14 protein-coding genes, 4 tRNA genes and 1 pseudogene are annotated in these 18,958 nt (G+C 51.5%); 15 read left to right on the top strand and 4 right to left on the bottom strand.

Going from position 1 to position 18,958, the window contains the following annotated elements; translation table 11 throughout:
• The first annotated feature begins 180 nt into the window (after positions 1–180).
• Together murB and birA are read left to right on the top strand one after the other, a co-directional pair.
• Positions 181–1,209 (top strand): UDP-N-acetylmuramate dehydrogenase, encoded by a 1,029-nt coding sequence (murB, locus tag ACG0Z5_RS22935; protein ID WP_394451382.1) that lies wholly within the window; start codon positions 181–183, stop codon positions 1,207–1,209.
• Entirely contained in the window at positions 1,206–2,168 is a 963-nt protein-coding gene (gene birA, locus ACG0Z5_RS22930) for a bifunctional biotin--[acetyl-CoA-carboxylase] ligase/biotin operon repressor BirA (RefSeq protein WP_394451381.1), read from the top strand. The genes murB and birA overlap by 4 nt, the downstream gene beginning before the upstream one ends.
• A gap of 26 nt (positions 2,169–2,194) precedes the next feature.
• Here birA and coaA read toward each other — a convergent pair whose 3' ends face one another.
• Positions 2,195–3,145 (bottom strand): type I pantothenate kinase, encoded by a 951-nt coding sequence (gene coaA, locus ACG0Z5_RS22925; RefSeq protein ID WP_319629278.1) that lies wholly within the window; start codon positions 3,143–3,145, stop codon positions 2,195–2,197.
• 416 nt (positions 3,146–3,561) lie between these two features.
• On the opposite strand from coaA, the gene ACG0Z5_RS22920 reads away from it, so the two are divergent.
• The 13 genes from ACG0Z5_RS22920 to rpoC all read left to right on the top strand — a co-directional run bounded on the left by ACG0Z5_RS22920 (position 3,562) and on the right by rpoC (position 17,614).
• A tRNA-Thr gene (locus ACG0Z5_RS22920) sits at positions 3,562–3,637 on the top strand.
• 8 nt (positions 3,638–3,645) lie between these two features.
• Positions 3,646–3,730 (top strand) — tRNA-Tyr (locus ACG0Z5_RS22915).
• A gap of 116 nt (positions 3,731–3,846) precedes the next feature.
• Positions 3,847–3,921 (top strand) — tRNA-Gly (locus ACG0Z5_RS22910).
• A 5-nt stretch (positions 3,922–3,926) separates the two neighbouring features.
• A tRNA-Thr gene (locus ACG0Z5_RS22905) sits at positions 3,927–4,002 on the top strand.
• Positions 4,003–4,114: 112 nt separating this feature from the next.
• Positions 4,115–5,299: an elongation factor Tu gene (gene tuf / locus ACG0Z5_RS22900; RefSeq protein WP_394451380.1), complete on the top strand. Its 1,185-nt coding sequence runs from the start codon at positions 4,115–4,117 to the stop codon at positions 5,297–5,299.
• 231 nt (positions 5,300–5,530) lie between these two features.
• The gene (gene secE, locus ACG0Z5_RS22895) at positions 5,531–5,914 is read left to right on the top strand and encodes a preprotein translocase subunit SecE (RefSeq protein ID WP_049842136.1); all 384 of its coding nucleotides are present in this window, start codon (positions 5,531–5,533) and stop codon (positions 5,912–5,914) included.
• Between the two features lies 1 nt (position 5,915).
• Positions 5,916–6,461, top strand: coding sequence for a transcription termination/antitermination protein NusG (nusG, locus tag ACG0Z5_RS22890; protein WP_006816549.1), 546 nt, complete (start codon positions 5,916–5,918; stop codon positions 6,459–6,461).
• A 145-nt stretch (positions 6,462–6,606) separates the two neighbouring features.
• On the top strand, positions 6,607–7,035 hold the full coding sequence (gene rplK, locus ACG0Z5_RS22885) for a 50S ribosomal protein L11 (RefSeq protein WP_110512487.1): 429 nt from the start codon (positions 6,607–6,609) through the stop codon (positions 7,033–7,035).
• A 3-nt stretch (positions 7,036–7,038) separates the two neighbouring features.
• Positions 7,039–7,743, top strand: a complete 705-nt coding sequence (gene rplA, locus ACG0Z5_RS22880) for a 50S ribosomal protein L1 (protein WP_319629256.1) — start codon at positions 7,039–7,041, stop codon at positions 7,741–7,743.
• A 295-nt stretch (positions 7,744–8,038) separates the two neighbouring features.
• Positions 8,039–8,536, top strand: a complete 498-nt coding sequence (gene rplJ / locus ACG0Z5_RS22875; RefSeq protein ID WP_004097644.1) for a 50S ribosomal protein L10 — start codon at positions 8,039–8,041, stop codon at positions 8,534–8,536.
• Positions 8,537–8,602: 66 nt separating this feature from the next.
• Complete coding sequence (rplL, locus tag ACG0Z5_RS22870; protein ID WP_319629258.1) at positions 8,603–8,965, top strand: 50S ribosomal protein L7/L12; 363 nt, start codon at positions 8,603–8,605, stop codon at positions 8,963–8,965.
• A gap of 320 nt (positions 8,966–9,285) precedes the next feature.
• Entirely contained in the window at positions 9,286–13,314 is a 4,029-nt protein-coding gene (gene rpoB / locus ACG0Z5_RS22865) for a DNA-directed RNA polymerase subunit beta (protein ID WP_394451379.1), read from the top strand.
• Positions 13,315–13,390: 76 nt separating this feature from the next.
• On the top strand, positions 13,391–17,614 hold the full coding sequence (gene rpoC / locus ACG0Z5_RS22860) for a DNA-directed RNA polymerase subunit beta' (RefSeq protein WP_319785805.1): 4,224 nt from the start codon (positions 13,391–13,393) through the stop codon (positions 17,612–17,614).
• A gap of 130 nt (positions 17,615–17,744) precedes the next feature.
• On the opposite strand, the gene ACG0Z5_RS22855 is transcribed toward rpoC, so the two are convergent.
• The 3 genes and pseudogenes from ACG0Z5_RS22855 to ACG0Z5_RS22845 form a co-directional block, all read right to left on the bottom strand.
• Positions 17,745–18,062, bottom strand: coding sequence for a PTS lactose/cellobiose transporter subunit IIA (locus ACG0Z5_RS22855; RefSeq protein ID WP_319785804.1), 318 nt, complete (start codon positions 18,060–18,062; stop codon positions 17,745–17,747).
• A gap of 3 nt (positions 18,063–18,065) precedes the next feature.
• Positions 18,066–18,371: a PTS sugar transporter subunit IIB gene (locus ACG0Z5_RS22850; RefSeq protein WP_110512494.1), complete on the bottom strand. Its 306-nt coding sequence runs from the start codon at positions 18,369–18,371 to the stop codon at positions 18,066–18,068.
• 180 nt (positions 18,372–18,551) lie between these two features.
• Positions 18,552–18,869, bottom strand: a pseudogene (locus ACG0Z5_RS22845) (GGDEF domain-containing protein); the annotation flags it as partial.
• Positions 18,870–18,958: the final 89 nt, after the last annotated feature.

The raw sequence follows: 18,958 nt of genomic DNA, 5'->3' as shown, positions 1-18,958 counted from the left end.
GGTAGTGTGGGGTCTCCCCATGCGAGAGTAGGGAACTGCCAGGCATCAAATAAGCAACAGAGCCTCATGCGAAAGCATGAGGCTTTTTTGCGTTTTCGACAATTTGTCCACAAACATATCCACAAGCCTTCCCTGCCTGAATACGGTACACTAGCCGGGATTTTGCATCTGGAAGCCACTATGAATCACTCCCTAAAGCCCTGGAATACCTTTGGTATTGAAAGCCATGCCGTGCGCATCATCTGTGCTGAAACTGCACCACAGTTATTGGATGCCTGGCAGCAAGCAACCTCAGAAAAGCAGCCAGCCCTGATCCTTGGTGAGGGCAGCAACGTACTCTTTCTGGCGGATTATTCTGGCGTCGTACTGATTAATCGTATTAAAGGTATTGAGGTCAGTGAGCAGCCAAATGCGTGGCACCTGCACGTCGGTGCGGGTGAGAACTGGCATAATCTGGTGAAATATACACTGGAGAACAACATGCCGGGGCTCGAAAACCTGGCGTTAATTCCCGGTTGTGCGGGCTCCTCACCAATTCAGAATATTGGCGCTTACGGCGTCGAGCTGCAGCGCGTATGCGAATACGTCGATTGTATTGAGCTGGCTACCGGCATCGCTAAACGTCTGAGCGCAGAAGAGTGCCGTTTCGGTTATCGGGACAGTATCTTTAAACATGAATACCAGGACCGGTTTGTCATCGTCGCGGTTGGGTTGAAGCTCTTAAAGCAATGGCAACCGGTTCTCAGCTATGGGGATTTAACGCGTCTCGATCCGCAGACGGTAACGCCTCAACAAGTGTTCGATGCCGTTTGTCATATGCGTATGACCAAACTTCCGGACCCCAAAGTGAACGGCAATGCGGGGAGCTTCTTTAAGAACCCTTTAATCTGCCGCGCAGCAGCTGACAAGTTACTCAGCGCATTCCCAAATGCACCGCATTATCCCCAGGCTGACGGCAGCGTAAAGCTTGCCGCCGGTTGGTTGATCGATCAATGCCAGTTGAAAGGCAAGAGTATTGGCGGCGCGATGGTGCATCGCCAGCAGGCGCTGGTACTGATTAACGATAATAATGCGACCAGTACTGATGTGGTCGCGCTTGCCCATTATGTACGCCAGCAGGTTGGCGAGAAGTTTGATGTCTGGCTGGAGCCTGAAGTCAGGTTCATCGGTGAACGTGGTGAAGTTAGCGCGGTGGAGGTCATTTCGTGAAGGATAATACTGTTCCCTTAACGTTGATTTCGCTTTTATCTGACGGTGAATTTCATTCCGGTGAGCAACTGGGTGAAAGGCTGGGGATGAGTCGGGCTGCTATTAACAAGCATATCCAGACGCTACGCGACTGGGGTGTCGACGTTTTCACCGTCCCTGGAAAAGGTTATAGCCTGCCAGAGCCTATTCAGCTACTGAATGAAGAATTCATTCGCAGCAATATACAAACCGGCGCTGTTACCGTACTGCCTGTCATTGATTCAACTAACCAATATTTGCTTGAACGTCTGGCTACCCTAGAGTCGGGGGATGCCTGTGTGGCCGAGTATCAACAGGCAGGTCGTGGACGCCGTGGCCGAAAATGGTTTTCACCCTTCGGAGCAAATCTTTATTTGTCGATGTACTGGCGCCTGGAACAGGGCCCAGCAGCGGCAATAGGCTTAAGCCTGGTGATTGGCATCGTGATGGCTGAGGTGCTGCAAAGCTTGGGGGCCGAAAAAGTTCGGGTAAAATGGCCGAATGACTTGTATCTGATGGATCGTAAACTTGCAGGGATCCTGGTGGAGTTAACGGGAAAAACCGGTGATGCAGCGCAGATCGTGATTGGCGCAGGGATTAATCTCGCAATGCGCCGCGTTGAGTCCGAAGTTATCAATCAAGGTTGGATAAATTTGCAGGAAGCGGGCATCAGGATCGACCGCAATATGTTAGCCGTCAGATTGATTAAAGAGCTTCGCGCCGCATTGCTGCTATTTGAGCTGGAGGGGTTGGCACCTTACCTTTCCCGTTGGGAGCGGCTGGATAACTTTATTGATCGCCCGGTAAAACTGATTATTGGTGAAAAAGAAATATTCGGAATATCCCGTGGCATTGATACGCAAGGAGCGCTTTTACTGGAGCAGGATGGTGTAATCAAACCGTGGATGGGCGGAGAAATTTCACTGCGAAGTGCAGAATAAGAAAAGGGAGCTGAAGCTCCCTTTTCTTATTTCCGTAACCGGATTTGCTCGACGGAATGATTCGCACTTTTTGTCAGAATCAAACTGGCGCGTTCACGAGTCGGTAAGATGTTCTCTTTGAGATTCAATAGGTTGATCTCATTCCATAACGAGGTGGCAATATTGACTGCTTCGTCTTCGGATAATTTGGCGTAGTTGTGGAAATAAGAGTCTGGATCGGTAAATGCACCTTCGCGGAATTTGAGAAAACGGTTGATGTACCAGTTTTTCAACAGTTTTTCCGGGGCATCCACATAAATCGAGAAATCGACGAAATCTGAAACGAATACATGATGCGGATCGTGAGGGTAATCCATACCACTCTGAAGAACATTCAGACCTTCAAGGATCAAAATGTCCGGATGCGTCACCGTCTTATCCCCGTCGGGAATAACATCATAGATTAAATGGGAATACACAGGCGCGGTGACATCCGGCGCACCCGACTTAATGTCAGAGACAAACTTCACCAGCCGATGCATATCATACGACTGTGGGAAGCCCTTCTTCTTCATCAACCCGCGCTCTTTCAACACATCATTCGGATGCAGAAAACCGTCGGTGGTAATCAACTCAACGCGACGATGTTCAGGCCAACGGCTGAGCAACGCTTGCAGCACGCGGGCAGTCGTACTTTTACCCACAGCGACGCTACCGGCAATGCTAATGACATAAGGAATACGCGGGGCATTAGTACCCAGGAACTGTTCCAGAACCGCCTGACGACGCAAACTAGAGCTAATATAGAAGTTTAGCAAACGCGATAAAGGCAAATAGATCTCAGCCACTTCTTCCAGGGAGAGATCTTCGTTGATGCCTTTCAGACGTGTGATTTCCCCTTCAGTAAGGGTCATCGGCACGGAATCACGAAGTGCAGCCCACTGGCTACGGTTGAAGTGTAAATACGGCGTCATTAACGTTTGCTCTTTTTTGCTCATAAGCATGGTCTGCTCACTATCACCTATTCCATCGGTCGAAACGTGATGATGCGACACATTCAGTTAATCAGGACAATGGGCAGGAGGTTAACACCAGATTGAATGGAATAAGAAGAAAAAATCAGATTTAGTGATGCTTTCGGTAGAAAGCGTCACAACCTCAAGCTGAATGGGTGGCTGGGTAGCCATTATAGAGAAGGGATACACTTTAATGCAGCGAGGCGAAGCCCGTCGCGTAGCAGCTATAAGAAGGAGATGAGCAATGAAAGAGGATCATTTGCCCATTTTTTATTCGAAGACGGTGGATTTTGCATCATTTTTGCTTTGTAATGCGCAAAATGTGAGCAAGAGATCGTTTTATGCGATTTTTTAGTTGCATGACCCCGCATGACTCCCTAGAATGCGCGCTACTTGATGCCGACTTAGCTCAGTAGGTAGAGCAACTGACTTGTAATCAGTAGGTCACCAGTTCGATTCCGGTAGTCGGCACCATCAAGTCCGGTGGGGTTCCCGAGCGGCCAAAGGGAGCAGACTGTAAATCTGCCGTCACAGACTTCGAAGGTTCGAATCCTTCCCCCACCACCACTTTCTGGCAGCGTTTTCGCCGCCTGAGTTGGTTGAATAAAAGCACCAACTCGAACAAAAAAAGAGAGAAATCTCTTTTTTGTTGCAGAAAGAACTGGGTAGCCGAGTTTCAGGATGCGGGCATCGTATAATGGCTATTACCTCAGCCTTCCAAGCTGATGATGCGGGTTCGATTCCCGCTGCCCGCTCCAGACGTGCTGATATGGCTCAGTTGGTAGAGCGCACCCTTGGTAAGGGTGAGGTCCCCAGTTCGACTCTGGGTATCAGCACCACTTCATCTCCTCCTCCCTGTTTCTCTCTGTTACTTGCATTCAACAAGTCAGGCATGTTGCCTGGTTGATGTGGTGATATCACCGATTTATCCGTGTCTTAGAGGGACAATCGATGTCTAAAGAAAAGTTTGAACGTACAAAACCGCACGTTAACGTCGGTACTATCGGCCACGTTGACCATGGTAAAACAACGCTGACTGCTGCAATCACTACCGTACTGGCTAAAACCTACGGCGGTGCTGCTCGCGCATTCGATCAGATCGATAACGCACCAGAAGAAAAAGCTCGTGGTATCACCATCAACACTTCCCACGTTGAATATGACACCCCGACTCGCCACTACGCACACGTAGACTGCCCAGGCCACGCCGACTATGTTAAAAACATGATCACCGGTGCTGCTCAGATGGATGGCGCAATCCTGGTTGTTGCTGCGACTGACGGCCCTATGCCTCAGACTCGTGAGCACATCCTGTTGGGTCGTCAGGTAGGCGTTCCTTTCATCATCGTGTTCCTGAACAAGTGCGACATGGTTGATGACGAAGAGCTGCTGGAACTGGTAGAAATGGAAGTTCGTGAACTTCTGTCTCAGTACGATTTCCCAGGCGACGACACCCCAATCGTTCGTGGTTCTGCGCTGAAAGCGCTGGAAGGCGAAGCAGAGTGGGAAGCAAAAATCATCGAACTGGCTGGCTTCCTGGATTCTTACATCCCAGAACCAGAACGTGCGATTGACAAGCCGTTCCTGCTGCCTATCGAAGACGTATTCTCCATCTCCGGCCGTGGTACTGTTGTTACCGGTCGTGTAGAGCGCGGTATCGTTAAAGTAGGTGAAGAAGTAGAAATCGTTGGTATCAAAGACACCGCGAAAACTACCTGTACTGGCGTTGAAATGTTCCGCAAACTGCTGGACGAAGGCCGTGCTGGTGAGAACGTTGGTGTTCTGCTGCGTGGTATCAAACGTGAAGAAATCGAACGTGGTCAGGTTCTGGCCAAGCCGGGTTCAATCAACCCGCACACCAAGTTCGAATCTGAAGTGTACATTCTGTCCAAAGATGAAGGCGGCCGTCATACTCCGTTCTTCAAAGGCTACCGTCCACAGTTCTACTTCCGTACAACTGACGTGACTGGCACCATCGAACTGCCAGAAGGCGTTGAGATGGTAATGCCGGGCGACAACATCAAAATGGTTGTTACCCTGATCCACCCAATCGCGATGGACGACGGTCTGCGTTTCGCAATCCGTGAAGGCGGCCGTACCGTTGGTGCAGGCGTTGTTGCTAAAGTTCTCAGCTAATCGCTGATAACATTTGACGCAATGCGCAATAAAAGGGCATCATTTGATGCCCTTTTTGCACGCTTTCGAACCAGAACCTGGCTCATCAGTGATTTTTTTTGTCATAATCATTGCTGAGACAGGCTCTGAAGAGGGCGTTTAGTCCGAAACGCAGCAGAGCATTTCGGTTTTGGTTGCCTCGCATTCACGCGGGGCAAAGATGTTTGTCGAATTCTTGTGACAGGTTGGTTTATGAGTGCGAATACCGAAGCTCAAGGGAGCGGGCGCGGCCTGGAAGCGATGAAGTGGGTGATCGTTGCAGTACTGCTGATCGTAGCCATTGTGGGCAACTACCTTTATCGTGACATGATGCTGCCGCTGCGTGCGCTGGCCGTGGTGATTCTGATTGCTGCAGCGGGCGGTGTCGCGCTGTTGACGACAAAAGGCAAGGCGACCGTAGCGTTTGCCCGTGAAGCGAGAACTGAAGTGCGTAAGGTCATTTGGCCTACACGTCAGGAAACGCTGCACACTACGCTGATTGTGGCCGCGGTTACTGCTGTAATGTCACTGATCCTGTGGGGCCTGGATGGTATTCTGGTCCGCCTGGTATCTTTTATCACTGGCCTGAGGTTCTGAGATGTCTGAAGCTCCTAAAAAGCGCTGGTACGTCGTTCAGGCGTTTTCCGGTTTTGAAGGCCGTGTAGCGACTTCGCTGCGCGAGCATATCAAATTACACAATATGGAAGAGTTGTTTGGTGAAGTCATGGTGCCGACCGAAGAAGTGGTCGAAATCCGTGGTGGCCAGCGCCGCAAGAGCGAGCGTAAATTCTTCCCGGGTTATGTACTGGTTCAGATGGTGATGAATGACGCCAGCTGGCACCTGGTGCGTAGCGTGCCGCGCGTAATGGGCTTCATCGGTGGTACCTCCGATCGTCCAGCACCGATCAGCGACAAAGAAGTTGATGCGATCATGAACCGCCTGCAGCAGGTGGGTGATAAGCCGCGTCCTAAAACGCTGTTCGAACCGGGTGAAATGGTCCGTGTTAGTGACGGTCCGTTTGCAGACTTCAACGGTGTGGTTGAAGAGGTGGACTACGAGAAGTCTCGCCTGAAAGTTTCTGTCTCTATCTTTGGCCGTGCAACGCCGGTAGAACTGGACTTCAGCCAGGTTGAAAAAGCATAAATAAGCAGCGATCAATCGTTGCACAAGGCGCGAGATTGGAATACAATTTCGCGCCTTTTGTATTTATGGGCCATGTGCACATAAATCACGTATTTATCACGGGGAGCCTCTTCGAGGCGCTATAACCCACCAGAGGAAATTGAGAATGGCTAAGAAAGTACAAGCCTACGTCAAGCTGCAGGTTGCAGCTGGTATGGCGAACCCAAGTCCACCAGTTGGTCCAGCACTGGGCCAGCAGGGCGTGAACATCATGGAATTCTGTAAAGCGTTCAACGCAAAAACTGAATCCCTGGAAAAAGGTCTGCCGACTCCTGTCGTCATCACCGTTTACGCTGACCGCTCATTCACTTTCATCACCAAGACTCCGCCAGCTGCGGTTCTGCTGAAGAAAGCTGCAGGCATTAAGTCTGGTTCCGGCAAGCCGAACAAAGAGAAAGTTGGTAAAATTTCTCGCGCTCAGCTGCAGGAAATCGCGCAGACTAAAGCTGCCGACATGACCGGTGCTGACATTGAAGCGATGACTCGCTCAATCGAAGGTACTGCGCGTTCCATGGGCCTGGTAGTGGAGGATTAAGAAATGGCTAAACTGACCAAGCGTATGCGCGTGATCCGTGAGAAAGTTGATGCAACTAAACAGTATGACATCAACGAAGCCATCGCTCTTCTGAAAGAGCTGGCCACCGCTAAATTTACCGAAAGCGTAGATGTTGCTGTTAACCTCGGCATCGATGCTCGTAAATCTGACCAGAACGTACGTGGTGCAACTGTACTGCCACACGGTACTGGCCGTTCTGTTCGCGTTGCCGTATTTGCCCAGGGCCCGAACGCTGAAGCAGCTAAAGCTGCTGGCGCCGAGCTGGTAGGTATGGAAGATCTGGCTGACCAGATCAAAAAAGGCGAAATGAACTTTGACGTTGTTATTGCTTCCCCGGATGCAATGCGCGTTGTTGGCCAGCTGGGCCAGGTTCTGGGTCCACGCGGCCTGATGCCAAACCCGAAAGTTGGTACTGTAACTCCTAACGTTGCTGAAGCTGTTAAGAACGCTAAAGCAGGTCAGGTTCGTTACCGTAACGACAAAAACGGCATCATCCACACCACCATCGGTAAAGTGGATTTTGACGCTGACAAACTGAAAGAAAACCTGGAATCCCTGCTGGTTGCGCTGAAAAAAGCAAAACCAACTCAGGCAAAAGGCGTGTACATCAAGAAAGTCAGCATCTCCACCACCATGGGTGCTGGCGTTGCCGTTGATCAGGCTGGTCTTACCGCAGTAGCGAACTAAGATTAGTCTTTACGTGGGTGGTGGATTTGTCTACAATCTTACCCCCACGATTCTGTTAGCTTTGGTTAACAGATCCAGATTTGTTCGTTGGAGCCTGGCCGAATCCAGGCCTCCGTCGAAGACCGCAGGTGTTTCGTCAGAAACTTAATTGCCTGCGTAGACGGTGACAGAACGCTAAGATTATTTTTTATACTCTTTGGCTTGTTTCTGCTCACCGTATTAAGACGCTCTTTCGTTTGGAAGAGTGAAGTGAGTTCCAGAGATAATCTCTGGCAAACATCCAGGAGCAAAGCTAATGGCTTTAAATCTTCAAGACAAACAAGCGATTGTTGCTGAAGTCAGCGAAGTAGCCAAAGGCGCGCTGTCTGCAGTAGTTGCGGATTCCCGTGGCGTTACTGTAGATAAAATGACCGAACTGCGTAAAGCAGGCCGTGAAGCTGGCGTATACATGCGTGTTGTTCGTAACACCCTGCTGCGCCGCGTCGTTGAAGGTACTCCATTCGAGTGCCTGAAAGACACGTTTGTTGGTCCGACCCTGATTGCATACTCTATGGAACACCCGGGCGCAGCTGCTCGTCTGTTCAAAGAGTTCGCGAAAGCGAATGCAAAATTTGAGGTCAAAGCCGCAGCCTTTGAAGGTGAGTTAATCCCGGCATCGCAAATCGATCGCCTGGCAACACTGCCAACCTACGAAGAAGCAATTGCACGCCTGATGGCAACCATGAAAGAAGCTTCGGCTGGCAAACTGGTTCGCACTCTGGCTGCTGTACGCGATGCAAAAGAAGCTGCTTAATAGCAGTTATCTTTATAAAGCATTGGCTTACGTATAAACTTATTCTGATTTTCAGGAACAATTTAAATGTCTATCACTAAAGATCAAATCATCGAAGCAGTAGCCGCTATGTCCGTAATGGACGTTGTAGAACTGATTTCTGCAATGGAAGAAAAATTCGGCGTTTCTGCTGCTGCCGCTGTAGCTGTAGCTGCTGGCCCAGCTGAAGCTGTTGAAGAAAAAACTGAATTCGACGTAATTCTGAAAGGCGCTGGCGCTAACAAAGTTGCAGTAATCAAAGCTGTACGTGGCGCAACTGGCCTGGGTCTGAAAGAAGCTAAAGACCTGGTAGAAGCTACCGGTGTGATTAAAGAAGGCATCAGCAAAGACGACGCTGAAGCTCTGAAAAAATCTCTGGAAGAAGCTGGCGCTGAAGTTGAAGTTAAATAAGCCAACCTTTCCGGTTGCAGCCTAAGTAATTAGGCTGATGGCTGGTGACTTTTCGGTCACCAGCCTTTTTGCGCTGTAAGGCGCCAGTAGCATTTCACACTGTTTGACTGCTGGCTGTCCTGACAATGCTTGTTTCTATCGACGTCTTAATATACTGCGACAAGGTGCTCGCCTTGTGTAAATCGCAACGAAATGGTTTAAGCGTGATAGCAACAGGTATTGCGGAAAGTGATCCATTTTCCGGTCAACAAAATAGTGTTGCATAAACTGCCCCTCTTATGGGCAGAGTCGGTCGACTTGTCAGCGAGCTGAGGAACCCTATGGTTTACTCCTATACCGAGAAAAAACGTATTCGTAAGGATTTTGGTAAACGTCCACAAGTTCTGGACATACCTTATCTCCTTTCTATCCAGCTTGACTCGTTCCAGAAGTTCATCGAGCAAGATCCTGAAGGTCAGTACGGTCTGGAAGCGGCATTCCGCTCCGTGTTCCCTATTGCAAGCTACAGCGGTAACTCTGAGCTGCAATATGTGAGCTATCGTCTGGGTGAGCCTGTATTTGACGTTAAAGAATGTCAGATCCGCGGCGTGACCTATTCCGCTCCCCTGCGCGTAAAACTGCGTCTGGTGATTTATGAGCGTGAGGCGCCAGAAGGCACCGTTAAAGACATCAAAGAACAAGAAGTGTACATGGGTGAAATTCCGCTCATGACCGATAACGGTACCTTTGTTATCAACGGTACTGAGCGTGTTATCGTTTCTCAGCTGCACCGTAGCCCGGGCGTCTTCTTCGACAGCGATAAGGGTAAAACCCACTCTTCGGGTAAAGTGCTGTATAACGCACGTATCATCCCTTACCGCGGTTCCTGGCTGGACTTCGAATTCGATCCGAAAGACAACCTGTTTGTCCGTATCGACCGTCGTCGTAAGCTGCCTGCGACCATTATCCTGCGCGCGCTGAGCTACACCACAGAGCAGATCCTTGATCTGTTCTTCGAAAAAGTTATTTTCGAAATTCGCGACAACAAGCTGCAGATGGAACTCATTCCAGAGCGTCTGCGTGGTGAAACTGCCTCCTTCGACATCGAAGCAGACGGCAAAGTATACGTCGAGAAAGGTCGTCGTATTACTGCTCGCCACATTCGCCAGCTGGAAAAAGATGACATCAAGCACATCGAAGTTCCAGTTGAGTACATCGCAGGTAAAGTGTCTGCGAAGGACTATGTTGATGCGTCAACCGGCGAACTGATCTGCCCAGCTAACATGGAGCTGAGCCTGGATCTGCTGGCTAAGCTGAGCCAGTCTGGTCATAAGCGTATCGAAACGCTGTTCACCAACGACTTGGATCACGGTGCGTACATCTCCGAGACCATCCGTGTCGACCCAACCAATGACCGCTTAAGCGCGTTGGTTGAGATCTACCGTATGATGCGTCCTGGTGAGCCGCCAACGCGTGAAGCTGCGGAAAGCCTGTTTGAGAACCTGTTCTTCTCTGAAGACCGTTATGACCTTTCTGCGGTAGGCCGCATGAAGTTCAACCGTTCTCTGCTGCGTGATGAAATCGAAGGCTCCGGTATCCTGAGCAAAGACGACATCATCCAGGTTATGCGTAAGCTTATCGGTATCCGTAACGGCCAGGGCGAAGTGGATGATATCGACCACCTCGGCAACCGTCGTATCCGTTCCGTAGGCGAAATGGCGGAAAACCAGTTCCGCGTTGGCCTGGTACGTGTTGAGCGTGCGGTGAAAGAGCGTCTGTCTCTGGGCGATCTCGATACCTTGATGCCTCAGGATATGATTAACGCTAAGCCGATTTCTGCTGCGGTTAAAGAGTTCTTTGGTTCCAGCCAGCTGTCTCAGTTCATGGACCAGAACAACCCGTTGTCTGAAATCACGCACAAGCGTCGTATTTCTGCCCTCGGCCCAGGCGGTCTGACCCGTGAACGTGCGGGCTTCGAAGTTCGAGACGTACACCCGACTCACTACGGTCGCGTATGTCCAATCGAAACGCCTGAAGGTCCGAACATCGGTCTGATCAACTCCCTGTCCGTGTATGCACAGACAAACGAATACGGTTTCCTTGAGACGCCGTATCGTAAAGTGACTGACGGTGTGGTAACCGACGAAATTCATTACCTGTCTGCAATCGAAGAAGGCAACTACGTCATCGCTCAGGCGAACTCCAACCTGGATGACGATGGTCACTTCGAAGAAGACCTGGTGACCTGTCGTAGCAAAGGCGAATCAAGTCTGTTCAGCCGTGACCAGGTTGACTACATGGACGTTTCCACCCAGCAGGTGGTTTCCGTCGGTGCGTCCCTGATCCCGTTCCTGGAACACGATGACGCCAACCGTGCATTGATGGGTGCGAACATGCAACGTCAGGCGGTTCCAACTCTGCGTGCTGACAAGCCGCTGGTTGGTACCGGTATGGAACGTGCTGTAGCGGTTGACTCCGGCGTAACCGCCGTTGCTAAACGTGGCGGTACCGTTCAGTACGTGGATGCATCCCGTATCGTTATTAAAGTTAACGACGACGAGATGTACCCGGGCGAAGCAGGGATCGACATTTATAACCTGACCAAATACACCCGTTCTAACCAGAACACCTGCATCAACCAGATGCCATGTGTGTCCCTGGGTGAACCGGTTGAGCGCGGCGACGTGCTGGCAGACGGTCCGTCCACCGACCTCGGTGAACTGGCACTCGGCCAGAACATGCGCGTAGCGTTCATGCCGTGGAACGGTTACAACTTCGAAGACTCCATCCTGGTCTCCGAGCGTGTGGTTCAGGAAGATCGCTTCACCACTATTCACATCCAGGAACTGGCATGTGTGTCCCGTGACACCAAGCTGGGGCCTGAAGAGATCACCGCTGATATCCCGAACGTGGGTGAAGCTGCGCTCTCTAAACTTGATGAGTCCGGTATCGTTTACATCGGTGCAGAAGTCACCGGCGGCGACATTCTGGTTGGCAAGGTAACGCCGAAAGGTGAAACCCAGCTGACGCCAGAAGAGAAACTGCTGCGTGCTATCTTCGGTGAGAAAGCGTCTGACGTTAAGGACTCTTCTCTGCGCGTACCAAACGGTGTTTCCGGTACGGTAATCGACGTTCAGGTCTTTACCCGCGATGGCGTGGAAAAAGACAAACGTGCGCTCGAAATCGAAGAAATGCAGCTGAAGCAGGCTAAGAAAGACCTGTCTGAAGAACTGCAGATCCTCGAAGCTGGCCTGTTTAGCCGTATCTATGCTGTGCTGGTTGCCGGTGGTGTTGAAGCTGAGAAGCTCGACAAACTGCCACGCGATCGCTGGCTGGAACTCGGTCTGACCGACGAAGCGAAACAAAATCAGCTGGAACAGCTGGCTGAGCAGTACGACGAACTGAAGCACGAGTTCGAGAAGAAACTCGAAGCGAAACGCCGCAAAATCACTCAGGGCGACGATCTGGCACCAGGCGTGCTGAAGATTGTTAAGGTGTATCTGGCTGTTAAACGTCAGATCCAGCCTGGTGATAAAATGGCGGGTCGTCACGGTAACAAGGGTGTTATCTCTAAGATCAACCCGATCGAAGATATGCCGCACGATGCTAACGGTACGCCGGTAGATATCGTACTGAACCCGCTGGGCGTACCGTCTCGTATGAACATCGGTCAGATCCTGGAAACTCACTTGGGTATGGCTGCGAAAGGCATCGGCGAGAAAATTAACGCCATGCTGAAGCAGCAGCAAGAAGTCGCGAAACTGCGCGAATTCATCCAGCGTGCCTACGATCTGGGTACCGACGTTCGTCAGAAAGTCGACCTGAGCACCTTCAGCGATGATGAAGTTCTTCGTCTGGCTGAAAACCTGCGTAAAGGTATGCCGATTGCAACGCCGGTCTTCGACGGTGCAAAAGAGTCTGAAATTAAAGAGCTGCTGCAGCTCGGCGGTCTGCCTTCTTCTGGTCAGATTACGCTGTTCGATGGTCGTACCGGTGAGCAGTTTGAGCGTCAGGTAACCGTAGGTTACATGTACATGCTGAAACTGAACCACCTGGTCGATGACAAGATGCACGCTCGTTCCACCGGTTCTTACAGCCTGGTTACTCAGCAGCCGCTGGGTGGTAAGGCGCAGTTCGGTGGTCAGCGCTTCGGTGAGATGGAAGTGTGGGCGCTGGAAGCATACGGCGCAGCATACACCCTGCAGGAAATGCTCACCGTTAAGTCTGATGACGTGAACGGTCGTACCAAGATGTATAAAAACATCGTGGACGGCAATCATCAGATGGAACCGGGCATGCCGGAATCCTTCAACGTACTGTTGAAAGAAATCCGTTCGCTGGGTATCAACATCGAACTGGAAGACGAGTAACTCTCGCTCAAACAGGTCACTGGTGCCGGGTTAATCCCCGGTGCCAGATTGTGCTAACTCCGACGGGAGCAAATCCGTGAAAGACTTATTAAAGTTTCTGAAAGCGCAAACTAAAACCGAAGAGTTTGATGCGATCAAAATTGCTCTGGCTTCGCCAGACATGATCCGTTCATGGTCTTTCGGTGAAGTGAAAAAGCCGGAAACCATCAACTACCGTACGTTCAAACCTGAACGTGACGGTCTCTTCTGCGCCCGTATTTTTGGGCCGGTAAAAGACTATGAGTGCCTGTGCGGTAAGTACAAGCGCCTGAAACACCGTGGTGTTATCTGTGAGAAGTGCGGCGTTGAAGTGACCCAGACCAAAGTGCGTCGTGAGCGCATGGGCCACATCGAGCTGGCGTCTCCGACTGCCCACATCTGGTTCCTGAAATCGCTGCCGTCCCGTATCGGTTTGCTGCTCGATATGCCGTTGCGTGATATCGAACGCGTACTGTACTTCGAATCTTATGTTGTTATCGAAGGCGGCATGACCAACCTGGAACGTAATCAGATCCTGACTGAAGAGCAGTATCTGGATGCGCTCGAAGAGTTTGGTGACGAATTCGACGCGAAGATGGGTGCGGAGGCTATCCAGGCCCTGCTGAAAAGCATGGATCTGGAGCAAGAGTGCGAGCAGCTGCGTGAAGAGCTGAACGAAACTAACTCCGAAACCAAACGTAAAAAGCTGACCAAGCGTATCAAGCTGCTGGAAGCGTTCGTTCAGTCTGGTAACAAACCAGAGTGGATGATCCTGACCGTTCTGCCGGTTCTGCCGCCAGATCTGCGTCCACTGGTACCGCTGGATGGTGGTCGTTTCGCAACGTCAGATCTGAACGATCTGTATCGTCGCGTGATCAACCGTAACAACCGTCTGAAACGTCTGCTGGATCTGGCTGCGCCAGATATCATCGTACGTAACGAAAAACGTATGCTGCAGGAAGCGGTCGACGCCCTGCTGGATAACGGTCGTCGCGGTCGTGCGATCACCGGTTCTAACAAGCGTCCTCTGAAATCTTTGGCCGATATGATCAAAGGTAAGCAGGGTCGTTTCCGTCAGAACCTGCTCGGTAAGCGTGTTGACTACTCCGGTCGTTCTGTTATCACCGTAGGTCCATACCTGCGTCTGCATCAGTGCGGTCTGCCGAAGAAAATGGCACTGGAACTGTTCAAACCGTTCATCTACGGCAAGCTGGAACTGCGTGGCCTGGCCACCACCATCAAAGCCGCTAAGAAAATGGTTGAGCGCGAAGAAGCTGTCGTTTGGGATATCCTGGACGAAGTTATCCGCGAACACCCGGTACTGCTGAACCGTGCACCAACTCTGCACCGTTTGGGTATCCAGGCGTTTGAACCGGTTCTGATCGAAGGTAAAGCAATCCAGCTGCACCCGCTGGTTTGTGCGGCATATAACGCCGACTTCGATGGTGACCAGATGGCTGTTCACGTACCGCTGACGCTGGAAGCCCAGCTTGAAGCGCGTGCGCTGATGATGTCTACCAACAACATCCTGTCTCCAGCGAACGGCGAGCCAATCATCGTTCCGTCTCAGGACGTTGTACTGGGTCTGTACTACATGACCCGTGACTGTGTTAACGCCAAAGGCGAAGGCATGGTGCTGACTGGCCCGAAAGAAGCTGAGCGTATTTATCGCGCTGGCCTGGCCTCTCTGCATGCGCGCGTTAAAGTGCGTATCACCGAATACGAAAAAGACGCTCAGGACGAATTCGTTGCGAAAACCAGCATCATCGATACGACCGTTGGTCGTGCGATCCTGTGGATGATCGTACCGAAAGGTCTGCCTTTCTCCATCGTCAACCAGGCGCTGGGTAAGAAAGCTATCTCCAAAATGCTGAACACCTGTTACCGCATTTTGGGCCTGAAGCCGACCGTTATCTTTGCTGACCAGACCATGTATACCGGTTTTGCCTATGCAGCGCGCTCCGGTGCGTCCGTAGGTATCGACGACATGGTTATCCCAGAGAAGAAACACGAAATCATCTCTGAAGCGGAAGCTGAAGTTGCTGAGATCCAGGAGCAGTTCCAGTCTGGTCTGGTAACCGCAGGCGAACGCTACAACAAAGTTATCGATATTTGGGCTGCGGCCAACGATCGCGTTTCCAAAGCGATGATGGACAACCTGCAGACTGAAACCGTGATTAACCGTGACGGCGTTGAAGAGCAGCAGGTTTCCTTCAACAGCATCTACATGATGGCCGACTCCGGTGCGCGTGGTTCTGCAGCACAGATTCGTCAGTTGGCAGGTATGCGTGGTCTGATGGCGAAGCCAGATGGCTCCATCATCGAAACGCCAATCACCGCGAACTTCCGTGAAGGTCTGAACGTACTCCAGTACTTCATCTCCACGCACGGTGCGCGTAAAGGTCTGGCGGATACCGCACTGAAAACAGCGAACTCCGGTTATCTGACGCGTCGTCTGGTTGACGTTGCACAGGATCTGGTTGTTACCGAAGACGATTGTGGCACCCTCGAAGGTATCACCATGACCCCGGTTATCGAGGGTGGTGATGTTAAAGAGCCGCTGCGCGATCGCGTTCTGGGTCGTGTGACTGCGGAAGACATTCTGAAGCCGGGTACGGCGGACATCCTTGTTCCGCGCAACACTCTGCTGCACGAACACTGGTGTGATCTGCTCGAAGCCAACTCCGTTGACTCCGTGAAAGTTCGCTCCGTTGTATCCTGTGACACCGACTTTGGTGTATGTGCGCACTGCTATGGTCGTGACCTGGCGCGTGGCCACATCATCAACAAAGGTGAAGCAATCGGTGTTATCGCGGCACAGTCCATCGGTGAGCCGGGTACACAGCTGACGATGCGTACGTTCCACATCGGTGGTGCGGCATCTCGTGCGGCTGCTGAATCCAGCATCCAGGTGAAAAACAAGGGTAGCATCAAGCTGTCTAATGCCAAGTCGGTTGTTAACTCCTCTGGCAAGCTGGTTGTGACCTCTCGTAACACCGAACTGAAACTGATCGACGAATTCGGCCGTACCAAAGAAAGCTATAAAGTGCCTTACGGTGCTGTTATGGCGAAAGGTGATGGTGAGCAGGTTGCTGGCGGCGAAACCGTAGCAAACTGGGATCCGCACACCATGCCGGTAATCACCGAAGTGTCTGGTTTCATTCGCTTTACTGACATGATCGACGGTCAGTCGATTACTCGTCAGACCGACGAATTGACCGGTCTGTCTTCGCTGGTAGTTCTGGATTCTGCAGAACGTACCGCGGGTGGTAAAGATCTGCGTCCGGCACTGAAAATCATCGATGCCAAAGGTAACGACGTTCTGATCCCAGGCACCGATATGCCTGCTCAGTACTTCCTGCCAGGTAAAGCGATCGTTCAGCTGGATGATGGCGTGCAAATCAGCTCTGGTGATACCCTGGCGCGTATTCCTCAGGAATCCGGCGGTACCAAGGATATTACCGGTGGTCTGCCACGCGTTGCGGATCTGTTCGAAGCCCGTCGTCCGAAAGAGCCGGCAATTCTGGCAGAAATCAGCGGTATCATTTCCTTCGGTAAAGAAACCAAAGGTAAACGCCGTCTGGTGATCACCCCGATTGACGGAAGCGATCCGTACGAAGAGATGATTCCGAAATGGCGTCAGCTCAACGTGTTCGAAGGTGAGCGCGTAGAACGCGGTGACGTAGTGTCCGATGGCCCGGAAGCGCCACACGACATTCTGCGTCTGCGTGGTGTTCACGCGGTGACTCGTTATATCACTAACGAAGTGCAGGACGTTTACCGTCTGCAAGGCGTTAAGATTAACGATAAGCACATCGAAGTTATCGTGCGTCAGATGCTGCGTAAAGCGACCATCGCCAACGCTGGCAGCTCCGACTTCCTCGAAGGCGAGCAGGTTGAATACTCCCGCGTCAAGATCGCTAACCGCGATCTGGAAGCGGATGGCAAAATCAGCGCGACCTACGCGCGTGATCTGCTGGGTATCACCAAAGCCTCTCTGGCAACCGAGTCGTTTATCTCTGCGGCATCGTTCCAGGAGACAACTCGCGTACTGACCGAAGCAGCTGTTGCGGGTAAACGCGACGAACTGCGCGGTCTGAAAGAGAACGTCATCGTGGGTCGTCTGATCCCGGCTGGTACCGGTTATGCGTACCACCAGGACCGTATCCGTCGCCGTGCAGCGGGTGAAACACCTGTCGCACCTCAGGTGACTGCGGAAGATGCATCTGCCAGCCTGGCAGAACTGCTGAACGCAGGCCTCGGCGGTTCCGACAACGATTAATCGTTGCTGATAACGCTAAATTAAAAACCCGCTTCGGCGGGTTTTTTTATGGCTGTCATCGGCGGTTGTATAGCGACAAAAACAAAAATGCCCGCATAGCGGGCATCTTGTCTGACTGAGAAAGTTTCTTTTAATTTATCAGCGGCAGACGACGGTAAAGTTCAATCATATCGCCCGCCAGGTCCTGAATGACCATCGCGTTCATCAGGTGGTCCTGAGAGTGGACAGTAATCAGGTTAACTGGCAGTTTGCCTGCGCCTTCGTCGAGACCAATCAACTGGGTCTGAATGGTGTGGGCGTGCTTCACAAACTCACGCGACTCGACCATCGACTGCTCCGCCGCGTCAAAGTCACCTTTACGGGCGAGCTGCAGTGCGGTTAATGCTGAACTACGTGCGGCCCCGGCGTTAACCAGCAGCTCCATGATAATGGTTTCTAAATCTTCCACATCTCACTCCATCAGCTTGAGGGCTTTCTCAAGAACGACATCACCTTTCATCATGCCGTAATCCATCATATCGATAACCGCGACTTTCTTACCCAGCGGCTCGGCCTGTGCCTGAAGCTTAGCCAGCTCATATTTGACCTGTGGCCCCAGCAGCACGATATCTGCGGCATCAATATTATCTTTGAATTCTGCGACAGGGACTGCCTTGATAGTGACTTCGACGCCTTTCTTCTGAGCCGCGTCTTTCATACGTTGAACCAGCATGCTGGTGGACATGCCTGCTGCACAGCATAAAACAATGTTCTTCATAACTCGCCCTCATGGTCCTTGATGCTTCATCTTTATCGCGTGATGGGGTAATCAACAACCGCTTTACGGCGATTGTGTGTAAGCCATCACAAAGATAGCCGCAAAAAAATGAAACCGGTTACAGTTTATGGCGTATCGACAAAAAAGCCCGCCGGAGCGGGCCTTTACTCATTGGGGCAATCATACAGAGCTGCTGCGTAAAATCTGGTTCTTGCCCTGTTGTTTGGCCTTATAGAGCGCTTCATCGACGGTGTTGATGAGCTGATCCAACGGCTCCATACTCCACTCACTGAAACCGCCACTGAAGGTGACGTGTAGGCCTTGTTCCCGCCAGCTCCGTTGTGCGACTTTTTGCCGCCACTCTTCCATTAGATCGATAGCGCCCGGCAGCGAATCTTCAGTGAAGACTACTGCGAACTCTTCCCCTCCGTAGCGATACAGCGAAACGCCATGCGGTTGCAGGACCTGAATGCCTTCACGTGCCACGTTTCGCAGCACTGTAGTGGTTTACTGAATTTGGCCACCTGAACAGAGGTGATATGCTCACCTCAGAACAACACAGGTGCACCAATGAAAAGAAAAAATTT

The organism is Scandinavium sp. M-37, assembly GCF_043558715.1.
GTDB lineage: Bacteria > Pseudomonadota > Gammaproteobacteria > Enterobacterales > Enterobacteriaceae > Scandinavium > Scandinavium vulneris_A.
The sequence above is the reverse complement of the archived record's forward strand: the minus strand, read 5'-3'. Positions and strand labels throughout refer to the sequence as shown.